This window comes from Paenibacillus sp. NRS-1760 (assembly GCF_050467785.1).
Classification (GTDB): domain Bacteria; phylum Bacillota; class Bacilli; order Paenibacillales; family Paenibacillaceae; genus Pristimantibacillus.
Map to the genome: position 1 here is coordinate 93,968 of NZ_JBITPK010000020.1, position 23,282 is coordinate 117,249.

Annotated in this window: 29 protein-coding genes; 24 read left to right on the forward strand and 5 right to left on the reverse strand. The window is 44.0% G+C overall.

Features of this window, described 5'->3' with window-relative positions:
• Positions 1–12 precede the first annotated feature (12 nt).
• The 24 genes from ACIFSR_RS27310 (at position 13) to ACIFSR_RS27425 (ending at position 18,518) form a co-directional block, all read left to right on the forward strand.
• On the forward strand, positions 13–636 hold the full coding sequence (locus tag ACIFSR_RS27310; RefSeq protein WP_430061399.1) for a 3'-5' exonuclease: 624 nt from the start codon (positions 13–15) through the stop codon (positions 634–636).
• Positions 637–641: 5 nt separating this feature from the next.
• A complete protein-coding gene (locus tag ACIFSR_RS27315; RefSeq protein WP_430061401.1) occupies positions 642–1,277 on the forward strand; it encodes a hypothetical protein in 636 nt (211 codons plus the stop codon).
• A 15-nt stretch (positions 1,278–1,292) separates the two neighbouring features.
• Positions 1,293–2,144 carry a hypothetical protein gene (locus ACIFSR_RS27320; RefSeq protein WP_430061403.1) on the forward strand — a complete coding sequence of 284 codons (852 nt, stop codon included), beginning with the start codon at positions 1,293–1,295 and terminating at the stop codon, positions 2,142–2,144.
• Positions 2,098–2,442, forward strand: coding sequence for a hypothetical protein (locus ACIFSR_RS27325; RefSeq protein ID WP_430061405.1), 345 nt, complete (start codon positions 2,098–2,100; stop codon positions 2,440–2,442). The genes ACIFSR_RS27320 and ACIFSR_RS27325 overlap by 47 nt, the downstream gene beginning before the upstream one ends.
• Positions 2,439–3,848 carry a replicative DNA helicase gene (gene dnaB / locus ACIFSR_RS27330; protein WP_430061407.1) on the forward strand — a complete coding sequence of 470 codons (1,410 nt, stop codon included), beginning with the start codon at positions 2,439–2,441 and terminating at the stop codon, positions 3,846–3,848. Before ACIFSR_RS27325 ends, dnaB begins: the two co-directional genes overlap by 4 nt.
• Before the next feature lie 153 nt (positions 3,849–4,001).
• Positions 4,002–4,535 (forward strand): hypothetical protein, encoded by a 534-nt coding sequence (locus tag ACIFSR_RS27335; RefSeq protein WP_430061409.1) that lies wholly within the window; start codon positions 4,002–4,004, stop codon positions 4,533–4,535.
• Positions 4,528–4,968 carry a MarR family transcriptional regulator gene (locus tag ACIFSR_RS27340; protein ID WP_430061411.1) on the forward strand — a complete coding sequence of 147 codons (441 nt, stop codon included), beginning with the start codon at positions 4,528–4,530 and terminating at the stop codon, positions 4,966–4,968. Before ACIFSR_RS27335 ends, ACIFSR_RS27340 begins: the two co-directional genes overlap by 8 nt.
• On the forward strand, positions 4,937–5,485 hold the full coding sequence (locus ACIFSR_RS27345; protein WP_430061413.1) for a hypothetical protein: 549 nt from the start codon (positions 4,937–4,939) through the stop codon (positions 5,483–5,485). The genes ACIFSR_RS27340 and ACIFSR_RS27345 overlap by 32 nt, the downstream gene beginning before the upstream one ends.
• A 74-nt stretch (positions 5,486–5,559) precedes the next feature.
• Positions 5,560–5,925, forward strand: coding sequence for a hypothetical protein (locus ACIFSR_RS27350; RefSeq protein ID WP_430061415.1), 366 nt, complete (start codon positions 5,560–5,562; stop codon positions 5,923–5,925).
• 169 nt (positions 5,926–6,094) lie between these two features.
• Positions 6,095–6,427 carry a hypothetical protein gene (locus ACIFSR_RS27355; protein WP_430061417.1) on the forward strand — a complete coding sequence of 111 codons (333 nt, stop codon included), beginning with the start codon at positions 6,095–6,097 and terminating at the stop codon, positions 6,425–6,427.
• Positions 6,424–6,603, forward strand: a complete 180-nt coding sequence (locus tag ACIFSR_RS27360) for a hypothetical protein (protein ID WP_430061419.1) — start codon at positions 6,424–6,426, stop codon at positions 6,601–6,603. The genes ACIFSR_RS27355 and ACIFSR_RS27360 overlap by 4 nt, the downstream gene beginning before the upstream one ends.
• Complete coding sequence (locus ACIFSR_RS27365) at positions 6,600–8,504, forward strand: DNA cytosine methyltransferase (protein ID WP_430061421.1); 1,905 nt, start codon at positions 6,600–6,602, stop codon at positions 8,502–8,504. Before ACIFSR_RS27360 ends, ACIFSR_RS27365 begins: the two co-directional genes overlap by 4 nt.
• Positions 8,505–8,513: 9 nt before the next feature.
• Positions 8,514–9,680, forward strand: a complete 1,167-nt coding sequence (locus tag ACIFSR_RS27370) for a hypothetical protein (RefSeq protein ID WP_430061423.1) — start codon at positions 8,514–8,516, stop codon at positions 9,678–9,680.
• 185 nt (positions 9,681–9,865) lie between these two features.
• The gene (locus ACIFSR_RS27375) at positions 9,866–11,056 is read left to right on the forward strand and encodes a DNA-methyltransferase (protein ID WP_430061425.1); all 1,191 of its coding nucleotides are present in this window, start codon (positions 9,866–9,868) and stop codon (positions 11,054–11,056) included.
• A 12-nt stretch (positions 11,057–11,068) separates the two neighbouring features.
• Entirely contained in the window at positions 11,069–11,278 is a 210-nt protein-coding gene (locus tag ACIFSR_RS27380; RefSeq protein ID WP_430061427.1) for a hypothetical protein, read from the forward strand.
• 12 nt (positions 11,279–11,290) lie between these two features.
• The gene (locus ACIFSR_RS27385; RefSeq protein ID WP_430061428.1) at positions 11,291–11,743 is read left to right on the forward strand and encodes an ASCH domain-containing protein; all 453 of its coding nucleotides are present in this window, start codon (positions 11,291–11,293) and stop codon (positions 11,741–11,743) included.
• Between the two features lie 319 nt (positions 11,744–12,062).
• Positions 12,063–12,980: a phosphoadenosine phosphosulfate reductase family protein gene (locus ACIFSR_RS27390; protein WP_430061430.1), complete on the forward strand. Its 918-nt coding sequence runs from the start codon at positions 12,063–12,065 to the stop codon at positions 12,978–12,980.
• Between the two features lie 39 nt (positions 12,981–13,019).
• Entirely contained in the window at positions 13,020–13,349 is a 330-nt protein-coding gene (locus ACIFSR_RS27395) for a hypothetical protein (RefSeq protein ID WP_430061432.1), read from the forward strand.
• A 101-nt stretch (positions 13,350–13,450) separates the two neighbouring features.
• Entirely contained in the window at positions 13,451–13,909 is a 459-nt protein-coding gene (locus tag ACIFSR_RS27400; protein ID WP_430061434.1) for a hypothetical protein, read from the forward strand.
• Between the two features lie 139 nt (positions 13,910–14,048).
• Positions 14,049–14,672 carry a sigma factor-like helix-turn-helix DNA-binding protein gene (locus ACIFSR_RS27405; protein WP_430061436.1) on the forward strand — a complete coding sequence of 208 codons (624 nt, stop codon included), beginning with the start codon at positions 14,049–14,051 and terminating at the stop codon, positions 14,670–14,672.
• 65 nt (positions 14,673–14,737) lie between these two features.
• Entirely contained in the window at positions 14,738–14,923 is a 186-nt protein-coding gene (locus ACIFSR_RS27410; protein ID WP_430061438.1) for a helix-turn-helix domain-containing protein, read from the forward strand.
• A gap of 230 nt (positions 14,924–15,153) precedes the next feature.
• A complete protein-coding gene (locus ACIFSR_RS27415; protein ID WP_006040330.1) occupies positions 15,154–15,378 on the forward strand; it encodes a helix-turn-helix domain-containing protein in 225 nt (74 codons plus the stop codon).
• 177 nt (positions 15,379–15,555) lie between these two features.
• The gene (locus ACIFSR_RS27420; protein WP_430061441.1) at positions 15,556–17,145 is read left to right on the forward strand and encodes a sensor domain-containing diguanylate cyclase; all 1,590 of its coding nucleotides are present in this window, start codon (positions 15,556–15,558) and stop codon (positions 17,143–17,145) included.
• A gap of 62 nt (positions 17,146–17,207) precedes the next feature.
• Entirely contained in the window at positions 17,208–18,518 is a 1,311-nt protein-coding gene (locus ACIFSR_RS27425; RefSeq protein WP_430061443.1) for a GHKL domain-containing protein, read from the forward strand.
• 53 nt (positions 18,519–18,571) lie between these two features.
• Here ACIFSR_RS27425 and ptsP read toward each other — a convergent pair whose 3' ends face one another.
• The 5 genes from ptsP to ACIFSR_RS27450 are packed head-to-tail and all read right to left on the reverse strand — an operon-like array spanning position 18,572 to position 23,177.
• A complete protein-coding gene (gene ptsP, locus ACIFSR_RS27430) occupies positions 18,572–20,302 on the reverse strand; it encodes a phosphoenolpyruvate--protein phosphotransferase (RefSeq protein ID WP_430061445.1) in 1,731 nt (576 codons plus the stop codon).
• A gap of 3 nt (positions 20,303–20,305) precedes the next feature.
• Positions 20,306–20,584, reverse strand: coding sequence for an HPr family phosphocarrier protein (locus ACIFSR_RS27435; RefSeq protein ID WP_339204027.1), 279 nt, complete (start codon positions 20,582–20,584; stop codon positions 20,306–20,308).
• A gap of 24 nt (positions 20,585–20,608) precedes the next feature.
• Positions 20,609–22,060, reverse strand: coding sequence for an N-acetylglucosamine-specific PTS transporter subunit IIBC (gene nagE / locus ACIFSR_RS27440; RefSeq protein ID WP_430061447.1), 1,452 nt, complete (start codon positions 22,058–22,060; stop codon positions 20,609–20,611).
• Positions 22,061–22,103: 43 nt separating this feature from the next.
• The gene (locus ACIFSR_RS27445; protein ID WP_430061449.1) at positions 22,104–22,604 is read right to left on the reverse strand and encodes a PTS sugar transporter subunit IIA; all 501 of its coding nucleotides are present in this window, start codon (positions 22,602–22,604) and stop codon (positions 22,104–22,106) included.
• Between the two features lie 12 nt (positions 22,605–22,616).
• A complete protein-coding gene (locus ACIFSR_RS27450) occupies positions 22,617–23,177 on the reverse strand; it encodes a PRD domain-containing protein (protein WP_076270213.1) in 561 nt (186 codons plus the stop codon).
• Between the last annotated feature and the right edge of the window lie 105 nt (positions 23,178–23,282).

The following is a 23,282-nucleotide window of genomic DNA, read 5'->3' on the forward strand; positions in this document are numbered from 1 at the left end:
GGAGCGAGTTGCATGCAAGGTATTTTGAATGATGTATGTGTATTTGATTTTGAAACCAGCGGTCTTAGTCCATTGGAAGATCGTGTTATTGAAATGGCAGCGATCCGCGTGATTAATGGTGTTCAGGTTTCCGAATTTAGGACATTTGTAAAATATGATGTCAAGCTGGTGCCGAAAATCACGGAGTTGACAGGAATTACTGATGAGCACCTGGTTAACGGAATGGATGAGAAGAATGCCTTGATGAATCTTCGCAGGGTTATGGGGCCGAAGACGCTTCTTGTAGCACATAACGCTCAGTTTGATCTCGCTTTCCTTCATTATGCAATGTTTCGAATTGCGCAAATAACTTTTGATAATCCGTTCATCGATACGCTGACGATTGCGCGGGACCGGACGACTTATCCACATACGCTTACTGATATGTGCGGCAAATACAATATCCCACTCGAAGGGGCGCACCGGGCCCTAGAGGATGTAGAGGGGACACTAGCCTTGCTGCAAGCTATGCATAAGGAGCAGCCTGTTGACGATTGGCTTAATAAGCTAGGTTACCTAAAGAAATTCGGTCCGCCTAAATGGTACCCACAGCACGCTGGGCTGGTTCCAATGCAACTTAAATATGATCCGAGGTGATCTGAATGAAAGTAAAGATGCTCATTAGCTATAAAGGTGAGAACTACCCTGTCATTCCGAAAGACGAAATTTTAAAAATAAGAGTCTTAGACAATATATTCACTAGGCATCAAGTAGTTGAAGGTCGGTTCAGTGGGTTGTTTGTACCTTTTGAATGCTTTATTGAAGTAGTGCCTACTGAACCTACGTACAGCGCTGCTGATGTGGAACAACTTCAACACAATGCAGTTAGGTTGCAACGAGAGAACAAAGAATTACAGAATCGTGTAAAACATAAAAAAGTAGTGCTGCCTAAAGAGGTTGCGGAAGCGATTGTATGTTGCGAGGCTGAAGGCTTAGATCGAGCCGCGATACCATTCCTTCTGAGTGTAATTGAAAAGTTGTTTCGAGATTATTCACGACAAGTTCTCAATGCATTAGATGTTATCAAAGAATACGCAACCTCATCTGATGATAAATTGAATCTGTTGACTGCACTAGTCGATGACTTCACCTTCGAAGAACAAATAAACCGAGAGCAACGCCTTCGTTCTGATCTGCAGAAGCTATTTACAGGTTGGGAAGGCAGCGGGCGACTCAGCGAGCTCGCCAAAGATGCGGACAGGCTACTAGAAAATCATTTTTCAGAAATAAAAAACTGAATTGGGTGAGGTGGAATGCAAGGCTTTATTTTAGATCACCGCCAAGAGCTAATCAGTGATATTTGGAAAATGCCCCCTCTTTATCATCGCTTATGGCAGTGGCTTAAATACATTGCAAACCACGCCGATAATACCATTCCAATGCGCGACGGAACGAAAATGCTGATTAAGAGGGGGCAGCATTTAACATCGATTCGTGACATTGCAAATGACATCGGCTGGTACGAAGGACGTAAGAAAAAGGTGCCCAATCCGAAGACAATTGACGCCATCTTAAAATTTTTAATACTCAACAATATGATTTCAATAGATCGCGGTAAGGGTAACAGGGAATACACGCTCATAACCCTTATAAACTATGACAAATATCAGCCTGTTAAAGATCAGGGTAACGGAAAAGTAACAGCTGATGGAGAAGGTAGGGATCAGTCGATGGATATAAACAACAATGAATACAATTATAAAGAATTAATATCTATTATTTTTGAACATTGGATGAGTAAAAAACTAGTAAAACACAAATCATTAAATCCTCATATTCGAGCTCAAATTTTATACAAGCTAAGCGATCATACAAAAGATGAACTTATACAAGCAATCGATGCATACGACTCAATTCTAAACAATCCGGAATACAAACTTAATACAAGATGGGGCATGGAAGACTTTTTGTCTAAAGACCATTTCAAAAAATTCCTACCTGATCGTGACCCGTATACTTTTTACCCCAGGGTTATAAATGATCTAGTTCCGCCTAAACAGTCAAAATTTGAAAAAGATAAGGAAAATTTACGGCGGATGCACGAGGAGGCTGCGGCTCGTGAAAGAGACAGAGATAGTGGAGCTCTTCGCATTGATAAGACTTGATTTCCCTTATTTTGAACATAGCGATGAGCGTGTGCAGCATTGGTACAGATTGATGGTTGATCTGCCTTTTGAAGAGGCATGTAGAAATTTTGTTGAGCATGTAAGAACAAGTGACCGAGAACCAAAGCCTGCTAATATCATTCGTGCCGATCGGCTTCTTGCTCAAAATCAAGATATGCTTCGTCTAGAAGCTGCTGATCACATAAGCAATATTGATCGCTGGGCATCTTCAGACGCTTCACCGCCTGATGGTTTTTGGGAGAGTACACGTAAACGAATAAGAGGTGAACAAACATGAGCTATCCAAACGAAGCTCCTGCAGACTATGAGAATAGTTACCTCGGGATGCCGGACTTGGAGCCATACAACCTCGAAGCTGAACAGGCCGTAATTGGTTCAATCTTACTTAATGCCGATGCCTTCGAAAAGGTCAAGGATCGGTTGACCAAAGGTAAGTTTTACGACAAAGCCCATCGGACGATTTATCGAGCGATGTGTGAAGTATACGACTCAAAGGCGCCAATCGATATTGTAACCGTAAGCGCAAGTCTACAGGACAATGACAAACTCGAAGAAATCGGAAATGTTTCGTATCTTGCGAGAATGGCGAACTCCGTTCCCACTGCGACGAGTGTCACCCATTATGCTGATATCGTTATAGATATGGCACTGCGAAGAGAATCGCTTATAATCGCTCGGGAGTTGGTAAAGCATGCAACATCGGAGCAAGATGTTGCTGGCTTTGTGGCCTTAGCTGAAAAGCGAATATCAAAGCTAACAGCAGAAAACAAACCGCCAAAAGCTTTCGTGAAAATGAAAGATGTACTTTTTCAGGTATTCGAACAGACAGAAGAGAAATTCAACAATCGTCATGTCAACAAAGGTATTACTGGTATGCCAAGCGGTTTGAGTGATCTGGATAAGATGACAGCAGGCTTCCAGAAAAGCGATCTCATAATTATTGCTGCCCGTCCTTCCGTCGGTAAAACGGCTTTCGCTCTTAACATAGCGCAAAACGTAGGTATTAGAGCAAGAGAAACAGTAGCTATTTTCAGCCTCGAAATGTCTGCTGCGCAGCTGGTGCAAAGGATGCTTTCGGCCGAAGGAAACATTGATGGAGAAAAGTTTAAAACGGGCTATTTTGAAGCAGATGATTGGGGTAAGATGACCAGTGCGATTGGCATCCTCTCTGATGCTGATATCTTCATCGATGATACGCCAGGCATTACAGTCGGAGAAATCCGTTTTAAATGTCGTGAACTTAAAAAGGAAAAAGGTCTGGGTATGATCTTGATTGACTACCTTCAGCTCATCCGCGGGAATGGTCGGAGCGGCGAAAACAGGCAGCAAGAAGTGTCCGAAATATCACGTACCCTTAAGGAGATTGCACGCGAACTCGAAGTGCCAGTCATCGCGCTTTCACAGCTCACTCGAGGGGTAGAGCAGCGACAGGATAAGCGGCCGATGATGTCCGACCTTCGTGAATCGGGATCTATTGAGCAAGATGCTGATATCGTTGGATTCCTTTATCGGGATGACTACTATGACAAACAATCCGAAAAGAAAAATATCATCGAAGTTATCATAGCCAAGCAACGGAATGGCTCTACTGGCACGGTTGAACTTGTTTTCATGAAAAATTACGGCAAGATGATCGACATCAATCGTCAAACGACGATAGATGATCACGAGGAACTAGCATGAAGCGCCACTCACGTAAGTGCGAAGAGGTTGATCCCTATTTTCAAACTGAACCAAGTGAAATACATCGGGATGATAAGGGTGAGCTGATTGCGGAAGTCTTCTTATTGCCATCTATTTATTTGAATCAAGGCATTGTAAGGAGGGAAACGAAAAATGATAAACCAAATAAAAGAAGCGTTGGAGAAGGCTACACCGGGACAATGGATAGCAGAGGAACATGGTTGGGATAACCCAGCTTTACTTCTGTCATATGAAGGAGACAAAGTTTCGCAACAAATTGCCGAATTTGGTTTCCAGAACGAAAGCGCAGATGCCCACCTAATCGCCAACGCGCCGACGTGGCTCCGCTACCTTCTTGATGTACTGGAGAAGGCAAACAATGTGATAGTAGATCAAAACGGGCATATTGAAGGATTGAAGGTAGCAAAAGAAATTGAAATCGAGAACCACACGCAAAGCTGTTTCGACTATCAAGATCAGATCATCAAAAAAGATAATGAAATGGCGATCCTCCGCAATGAACATACGGCTATGAAGGAAGCGCTGAAATGGTATGCGGACGAAAAGAACCACAAAGAAAATGTTGTCGATCAGTGGGAACCGGTCATACCAATCGCTAAAGATGAAGGCAAAAAGGCACGTGCTGTTCTCGCTTCACTTACGATGGAGGCTAACAAGAATGGCTAAATCCGAATTTGCAAAGCAGCTCGACTCACTAGTCATGACGGACGAGCAAGTTATCGCTCAAGTTAAAAGATGCTTAGAAGCTAATATGCCGATTAACATTAGTACGATGCTGCGCGGTCTAGAAATATTAATCGCTGAGCAACAAGCGCGGCCTAAGCTAGCAACGGGATTAAAACCTTTGAATAAGCGACAAGCAACCACCTTTGACTTCCTAGTAGAATTCATCGGCAAGAATGGTTACTCGCCATCAGTACGAGAAATAGGGGATGCGGTCGGCTTATCATCCAGCTCAACCGTTCAGGGCCATTTAGATCGTTTAGAGGAAAAAGGTTATATCAAACGAGCAGAAGGCGGCAGGCCGCGGAGCTTGCAGATTACAGGTAAGAGGGAGGTCGAAGTCAATGCGGTTCGTGGGGATCGATCCGGCGACTAGGACAGGTATTGTGGCATTAAACCTAAAAGGTGAAGTCCTTGTAGAAATGGAGCTTAAGGGGAAGGGGCCTGCTGGTGCAATGTCAACTCCACAATTAGTTGACCTTGAGAATCAATTATACAAACTGTTGCTAAAAGGAGACTTAATTGTTATAGAGGACGCTTCTGCTGGTACTCAAAAGGGAATAACGACAGGAATGGTTCACGGTGGTTTACGTTCAATGATCTACCGAAGGGAACTCGATTTCGATATATCAAATGCAATGTGGACGAAAAAATATGTCGGAGTAAAAGTTGAAAAGGGACAGACGGAGAAGCAAAAGAAGGATGCTATCGGCGCTGCGGTACTAGAACAATTCGGCTACTCTCACAAAAGTCATAACGTAGTGGACGCGTACATTATCGCAAGAATAGCTTTGAATCTGTATCTGATGCGAAACTATGAACCTTTACTAGACAACGAACGTCATCAAGTGGAAGTAGTACAAGGAATTATGGAAAGGGCTGAAGTTGGATAGCCGCGTAATCACTCGGTGAAGGGATTTCTGCTGTCTTGAAACCGAACATACGTTTCTAAATGGAGGGATTCAGGGTGAGTTATGAGGTGCTTGCGAATGTGAAGATTATCAGATTCGTACCGACTGAAGAAATAGGTTATGGGATATTCGGAACAATTTTTCGGAAGATCGAAAAGCCTAATGAAAATTGGGCTGTGATTTACAATGTCTCGCTTAAGAGCTGGATTGTTACGAATGAGCTCCTTATTCACGGATTAAACGCTGCAGCCGAGGATCTGCAAATGATTGGTTTCGGAGAGAATCTGAATGCAGCACTTTTTATTGTCTGGGAACATCAAACGAGCCTGTGCTTAGATTGGACGATCTTAGACGAAATAAAGAAGCTTCATCGAGAGCAGGTTTTCAAACCCGATATGAGTGAATGGAAGTGGAATAAATGAGTCGGTTTAACTGGAGGCAAGCCACTTTAGCACAACTGGTCATCATTCGTTATCATGACTCGGTAGCGACAAAAGCGGATAAGAAAAAAGCTTATAACGAGATAAAGTTTCGACAGAAGCTGCGTAGTGGTAAGCCTGCTAAAGTTTCGGGAAGGTCGGTGATTCGGAAATGAAAAAAAGTCCGCTAAAAGGTTCCATTCGACGTTTGGTTCCCGATGAGGACGATAAAAAGGACGGCATAACATTTGATGCTCAAGGCCGGATGATGTACCATCCAGAATTTCATCATAATCATAGTAAAAAGATATCGACTGATGAAAAAATCTACATCGCAAAATATGTAGATATCGATGGATCTCGAAAAGTGGGATTTGCTCTCGGAAGAACGGAGCATACCATTGCGAATACGAGAGCATTGTTGAATCGCAGCGGTGATCTTCAAAGGTTCAAAATGATATCAGAGGACGAGTGGTGCGAGCTACTTGAAGGGGTAGGGGGATGAGTCGCCGCTTACAACCGGTACCGAGACCTAAGCTGGATATCGATCGCAAAGCTAACTCGGATATCGTAATTCGACAGATGACTTCAGAGGAACGGGAGCAAAAGGAAAAGATTGCTCCCAAGGACAAAAATATCATGGTCTGGAAGCCAACCAAACGGAAAGAGGTGGGGGATTGAAGCGAGCTGATGAACGCTTTGCTGGTAACAAAGCAATGCGAAAATATTATCGCAAGGTCGCATGCTTCACCTATCACCGGCATTCATACAGCACAGATGAGATATTCGTAGATAACTTCGCTGGTGGCGGTGGTGCAAGTACTGGGATAGAGGTTGCGATTGGCCGGAGTGTCGATGAAGCAATTAACCATGATCCAGCTGCTATCGCCATGCACAAAGCCAACCATCCTGAAACACGGCATTGGTGCGAATCGGTTTGGGACGTTGACCCGCGAGCAATTACAGCAGGTCGACCAGTGGCACTGGTTTGGCTTTCCCCGGACTGTAAGCACTTTTCAAAAGCTAAGGGGAGCAAGCCAGTTGAAAAGAGTATTCGAGGGCTTGCATGGGTTGGTGTTCGGTGGGCTGCTACAGTTCGCCCTCGGGTTATCATGCTCGAAAACGTTGAGGAATTTAAGACGTGGGGACCGATTATTCCGAAGAGAGATCCGGAAACTGGACGAATGCTCAAATTGATTCGAAGTGATGATGATGACGATCAAATACTTGTTTCTGAACCTGGGGAGATCGTTCCTTTTGATCAAAGAATTATGATACCCGATCCTAATCAGAAAGGGCGCACGTTCAATAGCTTTGTGAACGCGCTTCGGCGGCTTGGATACGTTGTTGAATGGCGAGAGCTGCGGGCATGTGATTATGGAGCGCCGACGATCCGTAAGCGGCTGTTCTTAATCGCCCGTTGCGATGGGCAGCCAATCGTATGGCCGGAGCCTACTCATGGAGCGCCGGATAGCGCTGAAGTATTAGCTGGTGAGAGGCAACCATGGAAAACAGCAGCGAGTGATGTGATAGATTGGTCGATTCCATGCCCGAGTATTTTTACTCGAAAAAAAGAGCTCGCTGATAACACCAAACGCCGTATAGCTCGTGGCCTTATGAAGTTTGTTATTAATAGCCCTGATCCATTTATTGTTAAAGTAAATCATCAAGGCGATCTATTCAGAGGTCAATCGATCGATGAACCATTGCAAACAATGACCTCAAAGAACGGTTACGGGTTGGTTACTCCATATATAGCAAGGATCGGTCAGACAGGATTCGGCGGAGATAGAATGCAGTACGGCTTAAATGAGCCGTTAACGACAATTGTAACTAAGGCGGAGCATCTGCTTGTTGTTCCTCACATCACAAAATTCCGCGGGGGAGCGACTGGTCATTCAATAGACGAGCCGTTGCATACGATAACTTCGGGCGCAGGCTCCGAACGACCAGCGGGAGCAGCACATGCAATGGGAATGGTAACGGCTTTTCTCGCCCAGTACCATACCGAAACCTCTGGCAGCTCGGTACGTGGTCAAGAGATTGAACAGCCGCTGTTAACGCAAGATACATCGAACCGATTTGCGATTGTTACATCTAACCTGGTTAAGCTGCGCGGTACCAACATCGGTCAGCCGGTAACAGAGCCGCTTCATACAGTGACAGCTGGCGGACTGCATCATGCGGAAGTAAGGGCGTTTCTAATAGCTTATTACGGTGCTAGTGTTGGTCAATCCCTTGACGATCCCCTTCAGACTGTGGTCACTAAGGATCGATTCGGGCTTGTTACTATACATGGCGTCGATTATCAAATTGTTGATATAGGCATGCGTATGCTAGAGCCACATGAGCTATATGCAGCCCAAGGATTCCCACGTAATTACATTATTAAGAATTACGAGGTAAATGGGAAACCGGTGACAAAGTCCGATCAAGTAGCGCGCTGCGGAAATTCAGTAAGCCCACCAATACCTGCAGCACTTGTGAATGCTAATTTACCTGAGCATTGTGCAGGATCGGGAAATGCTTTGAAATTTGAGAGGTATGCGGAGACAGAGGGTCAACTGCAGCTAACAATGTGAGGTGAATAAATGGGAACAACAATTCCGAAACGAGCAAATGAAAAAGGTTCAGAACCTAGTCCGGTTAAAACCACCAAATTATCTCCGGAAGAAATGGAACGAGAAATGGAACGATTGAATAAGGGAAGACCTGTTTTGCGAAATCGTATAATCGGGAAGGAGCGTGAACTAAAAGTGAAACCAACAAAAGAAGCGTATCTTAAAGCTTTATGTGAGGGCAAAAGTACAACTAAGATCGAAACGATGTTCGGCATTACTGCTGCTGGCCTTGGTTATTGGCTGGGTGAATGGGGGCTTAAGGATTCCGAAAACGAGAAAGCCGCGTTAGAAGCATATCTGAGAGCTCAGAACCCACCAGCAAATAACCTTCAGAGCCAAGATGATAAAGGAGCAGCCAAAGGCAAGCGCGGGCCGGCGCCAAAAGATTCACCTTCATGCGGGTTAACTAAGCAAGTTTATATCGAACAGATTGCTGCAGGTGAAACGAACGCCAGTATCGAACGGGCGTGGAGTATGAAGCAAAACTCACTTTATGAATGGATCAATCGATGGGGACTAAAAGGATTGAAGCCAGAAAGAGCACATGAATTGCTTAATTCAGAGTCTACTCAGGAAGTTATTCCCGTCACTGGTTTAATTAAGCTCAATGAATTGAATGAAATAAATGCTTTAAAGGCTGAAATAGAGCAACTGCGTTTATCATCAAAAGCTATTGAAGAAATGCAAGAGAAGATTAATGCTCTAGAGCTCGAATCAATGGTATGGGAAGAGAAAGCAAATAATATCAAAACAGAGCTTATTAATTGCACATCTGAGCGAGATCAAGCTATTAAAAGATTGCTAGAAATAGAGCGTACTCAAGCTGCTTCGGATTCAGCACCTGAGTATGTGGCTCCGGTTGCTACCCAAGCATTTGTATCGTTTGCGTTACCGTTAATTCACATCACAGAAGAACCTGGTATCAAGCGGGATAGAGCGCTCGAAAGGATCTGTGATTTAACTGACCGAGTGACAACAGGTGATATTGATTATCCGAGATTAGCGAAGGAAACACTCGAGCTCCTGCAGGTTGTAATCAGCCTTGTTCATTCCCAAACTCATGATCTGACCGTCAAGCCTGAGAAAGTATCAAAACGTGTAATGAATTTTTTAGCCATTATAACTGCCTGCATATAAAGCGTATGGAAGAGTTGGCAAATGAGTACAAATGGGAAGCGGTTCAGCATGAGTAACTTGGTTGTTTTAAACCATTGCAAATGTGAAGTATGCGGGTTTGTTAAAAGTAAGAAGGAGTTACGCTCTTGGAATGAAAAGCAAGTTTGCACTTTGTGTATTAATGAACTAGTTGGTGAGGTGTAAGCATGATATTGACCGGAGATTGCCGTCTCGTAATGCAGACGCTGCCGGAGCTACACTTTCACACAAGTGTCACTTCGCCGCCTTACTGGGGTTTGCGGGATTATGGCATCCCGCCGAGTGACTGGCCGGAGGTAACATATACACCTATGCCCGGGCTGCAGCCGATAACTGTCCAAGCTTGGACGGGGTGCTTAGGACTGGAGCCTACGCCCGAGATGTTTGTTGCTCATACGGTTTTGGTTTTTCGGGAAGTATGGCGCGTGCTGCGGGATGATGGAACATTGTGGCTCAATTATGGCGATACTTATTCGGGATCCATGAAGGGGAGAAATGCGGACGGTCTTGGAAACCCTGGTGACATGCACAAGCAACATCCGGGACAACACTCCGGAAGTATTCAGTATCAAGATTACAATGCACCTGGATTAAAACCAAAGGACCTTGTTGGCATCCCGTGGCGTGTAGCCTTTGCGCTTCAAGCTGAAGGATGGTATCTCCGAATGGATAATGTTTGGAGTAAACCGAATTGCATGCCAGAAAGTGTCCGAGATCGACCAACAAAAGCACATGAATATGTGTTTCTTCTATCGAAGTCAGAACGCTATTACTACGATGATGAAGCAATTAAAGAACCGATGGCCGCAGCGAGCATTGAAAGGTTATCACAGGATATTGATGGACAGGCAGGATCAACTCGCGCAGCTGGTGGAGTTAAAACGAACGGCAACATGAAAGCGGTGGGCGGTAGCAAGGGAGCTTTTGGTCCTGAACAATCTCGCACTAGGGCTAAAGGTAACGCAAAGACATTTCGCGGAGGCGGAAAATACACTGGCGGACAAAGCTTTGATAATAGCGAGTTGGCAGAGCGTGAGAGCAACGGAAATGTCCCGAATGAAACAGGATTACGGAACAAACGATCAGTTTGGACAGTTGCCACAGCACAATTCAAAGAAGCACATTTCGCAACTTTTCCCGAAAAGTTGATCGAACCCTGCATCTTGGCGGGAGCTCCGGTTGGTGGCCGTGTTCTAGATCCATTCGGCGGAAGCGGAACAACAGAAAAGGTATCAATTGAAAACGGACGCGAATGTACAAGCATTGAAATCGGAGAGCAATATGTTGTAATTGCTGAGCGCCGTATTGCTACAGTCCAGCCCAAGCTGCAATTTGAAGGACAAACATTATTATTCTAGGAGGCTATCCGCTTGTTTAGGGCAACTACGACGAATTGGCAATGGACTGCAGTAGCCGAAGCCGAATGGCAGAAGCACAATGTTGAACCGCGGCGCGCTGGTCAGATCCTTATGGAGCGCGATCGGGAAGGAATATGGGTTAAGCGGACAAAAGTGCCTGCAAACTGGGTGGATAAGGGCTATGTGAAAGAGGCAGCTGCGGAGCAGACAACACTATTTTAAGGAGTGAACCTTTTGAAAGCTATCACGATAATTCAGCCATGGGCGACTTTAATTGCTTTAGGAGAAAAGAAATTCGAAACACGTAGTTGGCCTACGAAGCACCGCGGCCCGATCGCTATCCATGCTGGCAAGAAAATTGACCGAGAGGCATGCGAGCAGAAGGAGATTAAGGCGGCGCTGGTGGCGCATGGATATACAATTGACAACTTGCCAACTGGGGCGATTGTTGCATCAGGGACCATCTCAGAGTGCTATGAAACTAGACAATACGGGATGTCCGATTTCGTGGAATTAACAAGCGATAGTGGTATCAAGTCAATTGATGGTCCTGAATTTGTTTTTGGAGATTATTCTACAGGGCGCTTCGCTTGGGAGATTATTGGCGTAAATCAATTGCGTGAGCCGATACTAGCCAAGGGGCAACAGGGATTGTGGAATTGGACTGCCAGTGATACATCTCAGTGAATATAGAATTACATCGGAAAATCCTCGACTAGTTAGGTCGAGGACGTTAAAGGAGAGTGTACTGTAAATATATGCGATTTTGAATAAAGTAGTTTATTATTCTTTAAAAATCGATCCGATAAATTTAAAAAATTCGAGTGGTAAGCAAGCTAGTATTTGAATGATGCCTACAATAACTTGAACTATATTATCTTTATTATCTCTGCGGCTCATTACTCTAATCCACCTTTTTTATATGTGCAATAGGTATTTATTGGTAGTATATCACAGCTTATAAGCTGACGGACAGCTTGAATATGGAGGAACATGGGAGGCTGATATGGAGCAAATAGCAAACGTAATGAGCGTATCCGGAGGTAAAGACAGTGCGGCAATGTGGATATATGCCACAAAGGAATTGGGTGTGGAGGTTATACCTGTATTCGCTGATACGGGTAACGAGCACCCATCAACATATGAATATCTTGATTATCTCGAAAGAGAGCTTGGGCCAATCCGGCGCGTGGTTCCAGACTTCACAAAACAAATTGCCAAGAAGCGAGAATACGTTCAAGAGCATTGGGCCGGAAAAGGCGTAACGGACGAACAGATAAAGATTGCACTTGAACATCTCAAGCCGTCAGGAAATCCGTTCCTAGACCTCTGCATTTGGAAAGGGCGTTTCCCATCGACGAAAGTTCGCTTCTGCACTCAATTCCTTAAAATCATACCGATTGCCGAGGGTGTATACTTTCCGCTGCTGGAAGATGGCTATCACATAATTAGCTGGCAAGGAGTCCGCGCTGCTGAGAGTCCGGCCCGTGCCAAACTACCGATGCGCGAGGATACTCCGGAGGGTTACGAGGTATACAGGCCTTTATTGAACTGGAGCGCCAAAGACGTGTTTGATATGCACAAGAAACATGGCATTGAGCCAAACCCGCTGTATTCGCAAGGCATGTCCCGCGTGGGCTGCATGCCATGTATTAACGTCAATAAGGGAGAGTTATTCCAAATCTCTCGTCGTTTTCCAAAAGAAATTGAAAGGATTGCAGAGTGGGAACAGATTGTTGCTAAAGCATCCAAACGCGGAGATTCTTCTTTCCTTCCGGCCCTGCTGGATGACGATAAGAAAGACATATGGGATTGGGTGGAATGGTCGAAGACAAGCTACGGCGGTCACACATACGATCTGTTGAAGATGATAGAGCTTGATGATTTCCCGTCTTGCTCCAGCGTTTATGGGCTTTGCGAATGAACATTCGCTGAAAATTTAGATGTATGGGAGGGACAGACATTGGATTATGCCAAGCTTACAAATGATCTTAGAGAAGCTAATCAAATAGCCTGCGAAGCTGTGAAGGATTCTGATGATGGCGGAACTTGTAATTTAGACAGTTGCTTCTTACAAATTCCTAGAGCACGAGAAACCAAAGTTCTTGAAGCGATCAAAGCAGCTGGTCTATATTGCAGAGCTAAGACACAGTGGGGCTGGAACGGCAATGGTTACATGATTAAACCAACGAATGATGGTCAAGGGGACAAACGTTCAAAGGCCGTTGAGGTAATGTCCAAAGAGCTCAAGCAACGTGGTTGGGACGTAACAACCTATTATCAGATGGATTAAATAAAACGAGTAAACAGCCATTTCTGGTGAGCTGGCGGCCAACTACTGCCCAAAAACAGAACATACGTTCTAAAATTTAACTATGAGAGGAAATAACCCACATGAAAACTTCAGTTAATGTAAATTTCACTAAAAACAATACCAATAAGAAAGACGAAACGATTTTCGAATTTCAAGTACGTGGCAATTTATCGGACGAGCAGATTGTTAGACTTGCACGTTTGAAAGGAGCAGGTGAAGTAATCATTGATATTCGGACATCACAAGCAGAAATTGATGATTATGAGGAGGAAGAGCGTCACGAAGGGGTGCGAGGAACGATTGAAAAAGATGGATCGGTCAACCTTGATAAAGGTCAGATGACTATTGATGAAGTTAAATCTTCTGAACTAGTGCAAGAGCAAGATGTGGAACAAGAGCAGGAAGAAACAATTGAAGCTGTTGAAGCTGCCGAGAACGATCCTATGCACGGAGTTAGATTAAGTAATGATACCCCATCCTCCAATACCGATGGCAAAACAGGGTCAAATGAGTTCGATGTAAAGGAAGATCTTGAATGAAGAGGTTAACTTGGGGATTGATCGGCTTATTCTATGGACTGATTTGGGTAGGCATGTACCTATTAATTGAAGCAAATATTGAATAGAACATATAGCCCCGGCTGCTGCTGGGGCGATCCCTCAAAGGGGCGTGAAGTAAGTGGGTGAGTCAAAGGATAGATTGAGTAAGGTGGATGACCGAGGCTTTCTGATTGATCTGCAGGATTTGAAGAAGTCATATCGTGCCACACTTCGTATGCTTACTGCACGAAGGCAAGAGATTGAGGAATACATTGAACGCGATACCGGCATGACTTTGGTGCAGTTGGGTGAAAAGAAGAACCGGAACACGTACAAGCAATGGAGATCTATTAACGATAGTTATTGGAACGAGTTGCATGAACTAAGAGAAATGATATCTGATGTGAATTTTACAATCGAGTGGTTACACACCGGCAGGCAGCCTGGTAACAAGCGCGGCATCGAGCGTCGATCGGTGTATCAAAATACAATGCTGCTTGATCCAATGATTCTGGCCAATTATGCAAACCCAAGCAATAGTCGCAGCGGGAGCTCGCTGACTGAGGATGAGAAGACAGCGCTGAGGGAAGTGTTGGAGATTTTGAGCCCACAGGAACGTGAGTGTTATGTAATGGCCCATGGTCATTGTATTCCTCAGCAGCAGATCGCTCGCATGCTTAAGCTATCTGAGGGCAGCGTAGCAACATATATAAAGCGAGCTCATGAGAAAGTATCGAGGGGCTGGGAAGGCACCTTGTTTTAAATTTAGTGATAGTAAATGGTATCGGACAATGTCGAAGAGGAATATAAAATATCAGAGGTGATTAAATGGAATCCAAAATAGAAGATCTTCCCGACATTCTCGAAGTAGATGATATTCGTACTTATTTAGGAATCAGCAAAACTGCTGCATACAATTTAGTTAAGTCAGGGGAATTTCATGTTGTGAAAGTGGGTCGTATTTTCAGAATCCCGAAGAAGTCATTTCAAACATGGTTGCAAGGAAATGAATGAGCATTAATGAGTTAAGCAGCTTGGGCCTATCAGCCAAGCTGTTTTTGTTTTGAGTATGTTGATGCAATTTGATGCAATTTTTGATGCAAATCAAGATATGATTTAGTAGGATTTCATAGTAATGAGTGGGATTGGAACGAAAGCGGGATGGCATAAAACGTTGAATTCATTGGGCTTTATCGCACTAAGTAGTATTTGATTTGACTAAACAAGAGTGGCGGTGACAGCCATTGAAGGGTAGCGACCATAAGAGCAAGTTTTTATTGACGCATCGTGAACGCGAGGTATTCGAGCTGTTAGTACAGGACAAGACAACAAGAGATATTGCACAACAACTATTCATCAGCGAGAAGACCGTCCGCAACCATATTTCTAATGTCATGCAAAAGCTGAACGTAAAAGGTCGTTCACAAGCGGTTGTCGAGCTAATCAAGCTTGGTGAATTACAAATCTAACATAGCAACCTAATCGGACGGCACTGTGACAAGGTGCTGTCTTATTTTTTTAAATCGATTAATGGGCAATTATTGAAATTGATTATCTAATTATGGAAAATAAACCAGCTAGGAAAGAGGTATTTGTCGAATCTCGTCGAATAATTAGTAATATCATAAATCAAAGAAGGTATCGCTGTGTCGCTTTTACATGTAAAACAAGCTATTCAAAAGAGAAAAGTGAGCCTGACGACGCTAATGATTGGTTTAGTCTCTGTTTCGGTTTTACTCATGTTAACCATTTTGCTTATTGCATCCTACCAGTCCAAGAAACAAGCGTTGTATGAAACAACACTTACACTTAATCTTTCAACCGCATCAAAAATGAGCATGACAATGGATTCATTATTTGAGTCGATGCGAAGCAGTCTTAAAAACGCGGCAGACTTTTATTCTTTGAATAGTGATATGAAGCAATCAGATTCAGGAAAATATCTTGATCTCATTCGCAATAGCAGCAACTATTTTAATTCGATTGTCGTAGTTGATGAGAATGGTGTCATGCGTACACTGTCCCCTTCGTCGATTGGCAAGGCAGGCGAGCCTATAAAAACAGCCGCTGCGAAGGAAGCATTGGCGTCACGAAAGCCATATTTGTCAAAGCCTTATACTAGCGCGACTACGAAAAATCTCATGGTGTTTATTAGTGAGCCTTTGTTTGATCAAAAGGGTGTATACCGGGGCTATATCGGTGGAAGCCTCTATTTGCAACAAAATAACGTTCTAAATATGATATTCGGTAATGATAACCTTGACCATAACGGTTCCTATTTCTATGTAGTAGGTTCAGATGGCCACTTAATGTACGATCCTGATAAAAGTCAGATTGGAAAGGATAGTACCTCGAATCTGATCGTTCAAAAGTTGATTAAGGGGCAGAGCGGACAAGAGCTCGCCGTAGATGAAGTTGGTGTGAAATGGCTTGCCGGTTACTCCTACGTCCCAGAGAATCAATGGGGGGTTGTTGTGCTTTCACCAATAAGCATAGTGAAGGAGCAGTTGAACAATCATATACAAGCGATCCTATTATACACGCTCATACCCTTTATTCTTTTGATGCTCGTGACGACCTTTCTTGCCCGCCGATTGGCTAAACCTTTTGTAACGCTTGCGAATATCGTCAGCAAAATGGGAAAAGAAGAAGTTCCCATACCCGCCATGAAGCATCATTGGAACAGAGAAGCCGATTTATTAACGAGCACGGTCATACTTGCTATGAACGGTATTAAAACGGAAACTGATCGGTTGACACAAGCGGCTATGACGGATGCTTTGACCGGATTAAATAATAGAAGAACGTTAGAAACGATTATGAAAAAATGGATAGAAGAAAAGAAACATTACTCCATTGTCGTCTTGGATATTGATCGCTTTAAAACCATTAATGATACATATGGGCATCAGGAAGGCGACAGAGTGCTTCAGCATTTGGCTGACATTGTCAGGTTTTCTGTATCACCTGATGACCTTTGCAGCCGTTATGGAGGGGAAGAGTTCGTTGTCCTGCTGCCGAATGCCGCGCCGCATGTTGCCTTTGAAACTGCTGAGCGAATTCGTACAACAATGGCGAGCAGCGAAAATCATCTCAAGCAGATGGTTACCGTTTCCCTTGGCGTAGCTCAGTTTCCTTCCCATGCACAAACAGCAGATGAATTATTTTTACTTGCAGATCAAGCTCTCTATAAGGCCAAGCACGCTGGAAGAAACAAGACGGTAATGGCTGACTAGTATGCCGCCTCTGAAATTTCTGATTATTATCAATTATTGATGTACTGAAAAGGATTAAGCTAATGAAACCAGACCTAGTGTATACAAAAAAAAGAATGATTTATTTTATCGTTTTATCCATCGCAATAATAAGTATGCTTGTCGGACTTAAACTCATCTCCACCTATCACTACACAACGAAGTCAGCGGAGATCACGCTGGCGAAGCAGTATACGGAAATCGCTACGGATGCAGCAAATGGTTTAGATAAAGTTGCTTATAAGCAATTTCTACTAACCAAAACGGATGATGAGAATCGTAAAAAAATAAAGTTGTATTTGGAGGAGTATCGGAAACGTATAAATGCGCTCTATATTTATATTCTGCTTTTAGATGATACCGATGTTTCCAAAGTAATGATTAGCGCATTTCCAAATCATATAAAAGATATACCGATTGGTTTTCCTTGTACCGTTCCTTCTAATCAAGTGGAGATGGCTAAAAAAGGGTTAAAATATTCCACAGGAGTGTTACATGATAGGATAAGCGAATCCTATATGTCCGTCGGGGTTCCATTCTTTGATGAGGATGGCACGGTGCTTGGTGTAGTGGGGATCGATATCGCTGCGAAGGATTTAGGCCATGTGGGCAAGTATGTTGTCCAAAATAATATGTTTATTTTCGGAGTGGATGTCCTGTTTGCTTTATTGCTGCTCGCTGGTGTCTATGTGCTTAACAAATGGTACAAAGCCAGGCTTCATCAGGACATGCGTGAATCTGAGAAGATATACATTTCCGAGTTGGGCAAAATTGTAGAGACCATCAAATCAAGTCGTCATGATCTCATGAATCATCTCCAGGTGTTGAATGGATTAATGGACATCCGAAGGTATGATAAAGCACATGATTATTTAAAACAGCTAACCGAGGAATCCAAAACGTTAAACCTATCGCTGCATATAAAAAATCCGATTTTAATGGTGCTGTTCCAGAGCAAGAGAGAGCTGGCGCATTCGAAAAATATAATCATCAGCTTCGCTACAGATTATGATGCATTCGATAAAATAGAGTCGATGGACTTAGTCAAATTATTTTCTAATTTGTTGGATAATGCGATTGAAGCGGTGGAATCAAATGCTGGGTATATATCGCAGGAGATTCAAGTGCAATGTAAAGTGGAACATGGAAAATATATATTTATAATCGAGAATCCAGCCGTGCTTACGGATGAGGAGCAAAAGTGCTTCTTCCAATATGGTTTTACTACGAAAGCAAAGGGTTCTGTTTTACGAGGAAACGGTCTCTCTATAGTAAGGAGAACCGTGGAGAAATATAAGGGTGAGCTTAAATTTCAATATGAAGAAGGCAAGGTTCGTATTCAAATCCGAATCTAAATAAAAGAGGCTGTACCGCATTCTGATGCAGTACAGCCTCTTTTGCTGAAATTTTATGTTAATCCAGAAACATGCTGCTCCACATAGCCTTTAACCTCTTCAGCTGAGCTTAGTGCCAGAACGGCCTGAGCTATCTGCTTCATTTCCTGTTGAGATAGATTTGCGAGCAAAGCGCGAGCAGGAAGTATTGCACTTGCGCTCATACTAAACTCGTCTAAACCTAGACCGAGCAGAATCGGCAGTGCATGCTTCGAGCCCGCCATTTCACCGCACATCCCCACCCATTTGCCATGAGCATGAGCGGCTGTAATAACACGATTAATGAGCTGTAAAATAGCTGGATGAAGCGGATCGTTTAGATAGGAAAGCTTAGGATTCATACGATCTGCAGCAAATGTGTACTGAACTAAATCGTTTGTTCCGATACTGAAGAAATCAACTTCCTTGGCGAATAAATCCGCTAGCAGAGCCGCTGCTGGAATTTCGATCATGATGCCGGCTTCGATCCCAGAGTTAAAGGGAATACCTGCTTCGGTCAGTTCCTGCTTTGTTTCTTCCAGCATAGCTTTAGCTTGGCGCCATTCACCCAGTGTAGCAATCATAGGGAACATAATTTTTAAGTTGCCGTATGCGCTGGCCCGCAAAATCGCCCGAAGTTGTGTCTTGAACATATCCGGTCGATCCAAGCAGATACGAATGGCACGGTAACCAAGGAAAGGGTTGTCTTCTTTAGGCAGGTTGAGGTATGCAATTTCCTTGTCTCCGCCAATATCTATCGTTCGAATGACGATAGGCGCATCGTTTCCAAACGCTTCTGCTGCTTTGCGATAAGCTTCAAACTGTGTATCCTCGGAGGGCAGCCCAGCTGCGCCCATATATAGAAACTCGGTACGAAATAGTCCGATGCCTTCAGCTCCTGCCGCAGCGGCAAGCTCGGCATCCTTAACTAAGCCGATATTTGCTACAAGTTCAACCTGTACGCCATCGCTGCTTACGGAAGGCTGATTTATAAAGGTTTGATAAAATTGCTTGCTCTCAAGCTGCTGCTTCTGCAATTGTGAATATCGAGTTAACGTTTCATTATCGGGGTCCACGTAAATATGCCCATCTGTCCCGTCAATGATGACGGTTTGGCCGTTTTTCACTGCCTGCTCCATGGAGCTGCCGATTCCGACAATGGCAGGAATACCGATAGACCTTGCAATAATGGCAGAGTGGGAAGTACGCCCGCCTGCTTGCGTTGCGAAGCCAATTACTTTGCTTGGATCGAGCTGAGCCGTATCCGAAGGTGTTAAATCTTCTGCAAACAGAATGATAGAACCTGACTCATCATTCAAGGATGTTGATGAAATGCCTTGCAGCTTGTTTAATACACGCCGACTTACGTCACGAATATCGGCTGCTCTTTCCTTCAAGTAGGGATCATCCAGCCCGCCAATCATTTCTGCAATCTCCTCAGAGGTGTTGAAAAAGGCGAATTCAACATTGATCCGTTCGGATCTCACGATCTCTTTCGAGCGGTCGATGAGCTCTTCATCCTCGAGTAGCATCAGATGCGCTTCAAATATTTCTGCCTCATGCTCTTTGTTCTGAGCAATCAGCTTGGCGTGGATGGCTTCAAGCTCTTCATGAGTTGAAGCAATTGCAGCTTCAAAACGTTTAATTTCATCGTCCAATCGATTGTCTTCCAAGTGAACCTTCTCGATCTGGATAGGTTTTGTAGACAATACTTTAGCTATGCCGATCGCATATCCAGGAGATGCGGCAATTCCTTGAAGCATCATCTCTTATTGCCCCTTTTCTGCATGCGCCTCAATAGAGACAAGAATCTCTCCAATAGCAGCTACAACAGCCTCAGCGTGCTCACCCTCAGCAGAAACGGAAATGCTGTCTCCAAGTTTTGCCCCAACGGAAATGACATGAACTAGACTTTTGGCATTGAAGCTTTTGCCATCCTTCTCTAGTGTAACTGTTCCTGTGAATGCCTTTGCTGCTTCAACGATCTTGCGTGCTGGTCTTGCATGTATGCCAAATGGATTTTGTATAACAAAGCTGTTTTTCATCATTTTTCACTCCTAATAGGTTTGTTGTTACATTATTTTTTTAATTTCGTCTTTCAACTGCTCGGACTGCGTGCCGAATATAACTTGCACTGCGCCTTTGCCTAAACGGATAATGCCTGCTGCGCCCATGCCCTTGAGCTGTGTATCATTGACAATCGATTCATCCTTCACGACTAAGCGAAGACGTGTAATACAAGCATCTAGACCGACGATATTTGAAGATCCGCCGAGCGCATGCAGCACATTTTCTGCTTTACTGCCAGGTGCGGCTGCAGTCTTTTCTTTGTTATCGGCTTTGTCCTCGGCCGTCTCATCTTCACGACCTGGCGTCTTAATATTGAATTTGACGATGATAAAGCGAAATAAGAAATAATACACGACGGCAAAGGCAAGACCCACCGGAATAATGAGCAGCGGATTCGTCGCGAGCTGATAATTGATCGCATAATCGATAAAGCCTGCTGAGAAGCCAAACCCATGCCTAACCTCCAGCTGATAGAGGATGAAGCCGGATAACCCCGTTAAGATGGCATGAATGACAAATAGAAACGGTGCTGCGAACATAAAAGCAAATTCAAGCGGTTCTGTGATCCCTGTCAGGAATGAAGCGAATGCCGTACCAATAAATATGGAAGCAACGAGTTTGCGCTTCTCTTTGCGAGCTGTGTGGATAATTGCAAGCGCGCCTGCTGGCAGTGCAAACATCATAATCGGGAAGAAGCCAGTCATAAACATGCCCGCTGTTTTGTCTCCAGCGAAAAAGCGATACAAGTCACCGTGTACTACTTTGCCTGTTGCATCTGTATAGTCACCGATTTGGAACCAAGCAATGGAATTAATAACATGATGCAAGCCGGTAGGAATAAGCAGTCGGTTTGCTGTAAGAAAAACGAAGGAGCCGATTCCGCCAAAACCAACGACCCAGCGGCCAAAAGTATCCAGCGCCATTTGAACAGGACCCCAAACAAGACCGAGTAAGAGAGCAACGATAACCATAACGAGCGAGGTTATGATAGGGACAAATCGTTTGCCGCTGAAGAAGCCAAGCCAGTCGGGCAGCTTGATCGTATGGAATCTTTTATATAAGTACGCTGATATCAAACCAGCAATAATACCGCCAAGGACGCCCATGTTGAGTTCAACATCTTTTCCAACAATGTTGGTAAAGACGAGCGGCACTTTAATTTGAACGGTTACAAGCACTTGGTACGCGATAACGGCAGCCAGTGCGGCAACTGCATCACCAGCAAGTCCGATGGCAACACCGACGGCAAATATGAGCGGTAAGTTATCGAAAATTGCGGCGCCGCCAGCAGCAAGAAACGGTGCGATGTATTGATTAATAAACTCTCCTGCGCTGCCCATGTGAAAGTCTTTCACATAGTCAATATTACCGAAACGAAGCAGGATGGAAGCCGCTGGAAGAGCGGCGACTGGAAGCATTAATGCTTTACCTATTTTTTGTAGGAAGGCTAGCATAGTTATTCGTCCTCTTTTCTTATCCAAGTGTAGGGGTGCTTCTTTAGCCGTTCATAGTTGCCTTAAGCAGAAGCTCCTTGCCAGCTGTAACAGAACCGCTGGTAAGCAAGTGTTCCAATTGCTTCACATCATCCTCGTTTGCGACAACGATAGGTGTGATGGATGGATAACCTGCGGCTTCGATTTTGGCGCGATCAAATGTTATAAGTGCATCACCGGCTTGAAAGGTGTCACCGGAAGCTACATGAGCCTCAAAACCATCGCCATTTAGTGCTACAGTATTGATACCGATGTGAATGAGAAGCTGCAGGCCTGATGCATGCTCAATAATAATGGCATGATTGGTATGAATAAGATGAGATACAGTACCATCGAAAGGTGCGACGATAGTCCCTTCAGACGGCTCAATCGCAAGTCCGTCACCCATATGTTTGCCTGCGAAAGCTTCATCAGGAACAGCGGTTAACGGTACGACCTTTCCTGACAAGGGGGCTGATATTTCAATTGTTTTTTGTTTTGACTTTCCAAAAAGTTTAGATAGCATAATAATATCCTCCTAGTGTTGGTCTGCTTGTTTAATAAGTTGCCCTACCGGTACATTGTGAATTCCAGAATAAACATGAAACGACAAAAAACCTATCTCTTCTTCCGGGATGCCAACGTGGAATTGCTCACTAATCCACTCAGCCAATTTGGCGGCAATTTCGAACTCTAAAGGAAAGCTCTGTTTCGTCTCGTTCAGAAAGGGATTTACAATATCCATGCCATTGTGAAGCCGATAAACAGCAAATTGGATGTGGCTCGGCAGTGTGAAATATAGTTTCGGGTTTACTTCGACACCCGTTTTCTGTTTGATGTAATCGGCAATTCGCTCTGTCATATCAATGATGGTTGGGTCGATTTCTTCAAGATACGTGTGATATTTCTTCATTTGTTCGGAATCATCCAAACGAAATCGTTTTTCTATGCGGTTATCAGTTCGATCAATGATTTGTCCGGCTTTAAGACTGAACCCTAATCCTTTGCCAAAAATGACGTATTCTTTCTCTGTTTGCACATCAATTGTTAATAACACATTGTTGCCGATTGCGCGTTCAACCCGAAAGGCGCGAGCCATACTTGAAATCCCTCCTTTGTCATTAAGGTGCCCATCTGGCAAAAAAAAGAGCCAAGAAAAGAAAACCGTTCTAAAAGGAAATTAGAAGGTAATCTGTTCTTGGCT

Coding starts and splice junctions, on each gene's coding strand:
- ACIFSR_RS27310 (WP_430061399.1), top strand. CDS start 13: ATGCAAGGTATTTTGAATGATGTATGTGTATTTGATTTTGAAACCAGC.
- dnaB (WP_430061407.1), top strand. CDS start 2,439: ATGAGCTATCCAAACGAAGCTCCTGCAGACTATGAGAATAGTTACCTC.
- ACIFSR_RS27320 (WP_430061403.1), top strand. CDS start 1,293: ATGCAAGGCTTTATTTTAGATCACCGCCAAGAGCTAATCAGTGATATT.
- ACIFSR_RS27345 (WP_430061413.1), top strand. CDS start 4,937: ATGCGGTTCGTGGGGATCGATCCGGCGACTAGGACAGGTATTGTGGCA.
- ACIFSR_RS27315 (WP_430061401.1), top strand. CDS start 642: ATGAAAGTAAAGATGCTCATTAGCTATAAAGGTGAGAACTACCCTGTC.
- ACIFSR_RS27410 (WP_430061438.1), top strand. CDS start 14,738: ATGGAATCCAAAATAGAAGATCTTCCCGACATTCTCGAAGTAGATGAT.
- ACIFSR_RS27435 (WP_339204027.1), bottom strand. CDS start 20,584: ATGATGAAAAACAGCTTTGTTATACAAAATCCATTTGGCATACATGCA.
- nagE (WP_430061447.1), bottom strand. CDS start 22,060: ATGCTAGCCTTCCTACAAAAAATAGGTAAAGCATTAATGCTTCCAGTC.
- ptsP (WP_430061445.1), bottom strand. CDS start 20,302: ATGATGCTTCAAGGAATTGCCGCATCTCCTGGATATGCGATCGGCATA.
- ACIFSR_RS27355 (WP_430061417.1), top strand. CDS start 6,095: ATGAAAAAAAGTCCGCTAAAAGGTTCCATTCGACGTTTGGTTCCCGAT.
- ACIFSR_RS27340 (WP_430061411.1), top strand. CDS start 4,528: ATGGCTAAATCCGAATTTGCAAAGCAGCTCGACTCACTAGTCATGACG.
- ACIFSR_RS27425 (WP_430061443.1), top strand. CDS start 17,208: ATGAAACCAGACCTAGTGTATACAAAAAAAAGAATGATTTATTTTATC.
- ACIFSR_RS27445 (WP_430061449.1), bottom strand. CDS start 22,604: ATGCTATCTAAACTTTTTGGAAAGTCAAAACAAAAAACAATTGAAATA.
- ACIFSR_RS27360 (WP_430061419.1), top strand. CDS start 6,424: ATGAGTCGCCGCTTACAACCGGTACCGAGACCTAAGCTGGATATCGAT.
- ACIFSR_RS27375 (WP_430061425.1), top strand. CDS start 9,866: ATGATATTGACCGGAGATTGCCGTCTCGTAATGCAGACGCTGCCGGAG.
- ACIFSR_RS27400 (WP_430061434.1), top strand. CDS start 13,451: ATGAAAACTTCAGTTAATGTAAATTTCACTAAAAACAATACCAATAAG.
- ACIFSR_RS27370 (WP_430061423.1), top strand. CDS start 8,514: ATGGGAACAACAATTCCGAAACGAGCAAATGAAAAAGGTTCAGAACCT.
- ACIFSR_RS27390 (WP_430061430.1), top strand. CDS start 12,063: ATGGAGCAAATAGCAAACGTAATGAGCGTATCCGGAGGTAAAGACAGT.
- ACIFSR_RS27335 (WP_430061409.1), top strand. CDS start 4,002: ATGATAAACCAAATAAAAGAAGCGTTGGAGAAGGCTACACCGGGACAA.
- ACIFSR_RS27450 (WP_076270213.1), bottom strand. CDS start 23,177: ATGGCTCGCGCCTTTCGGGTTGAACGCGCAATCGGCAACAATGTGTTA.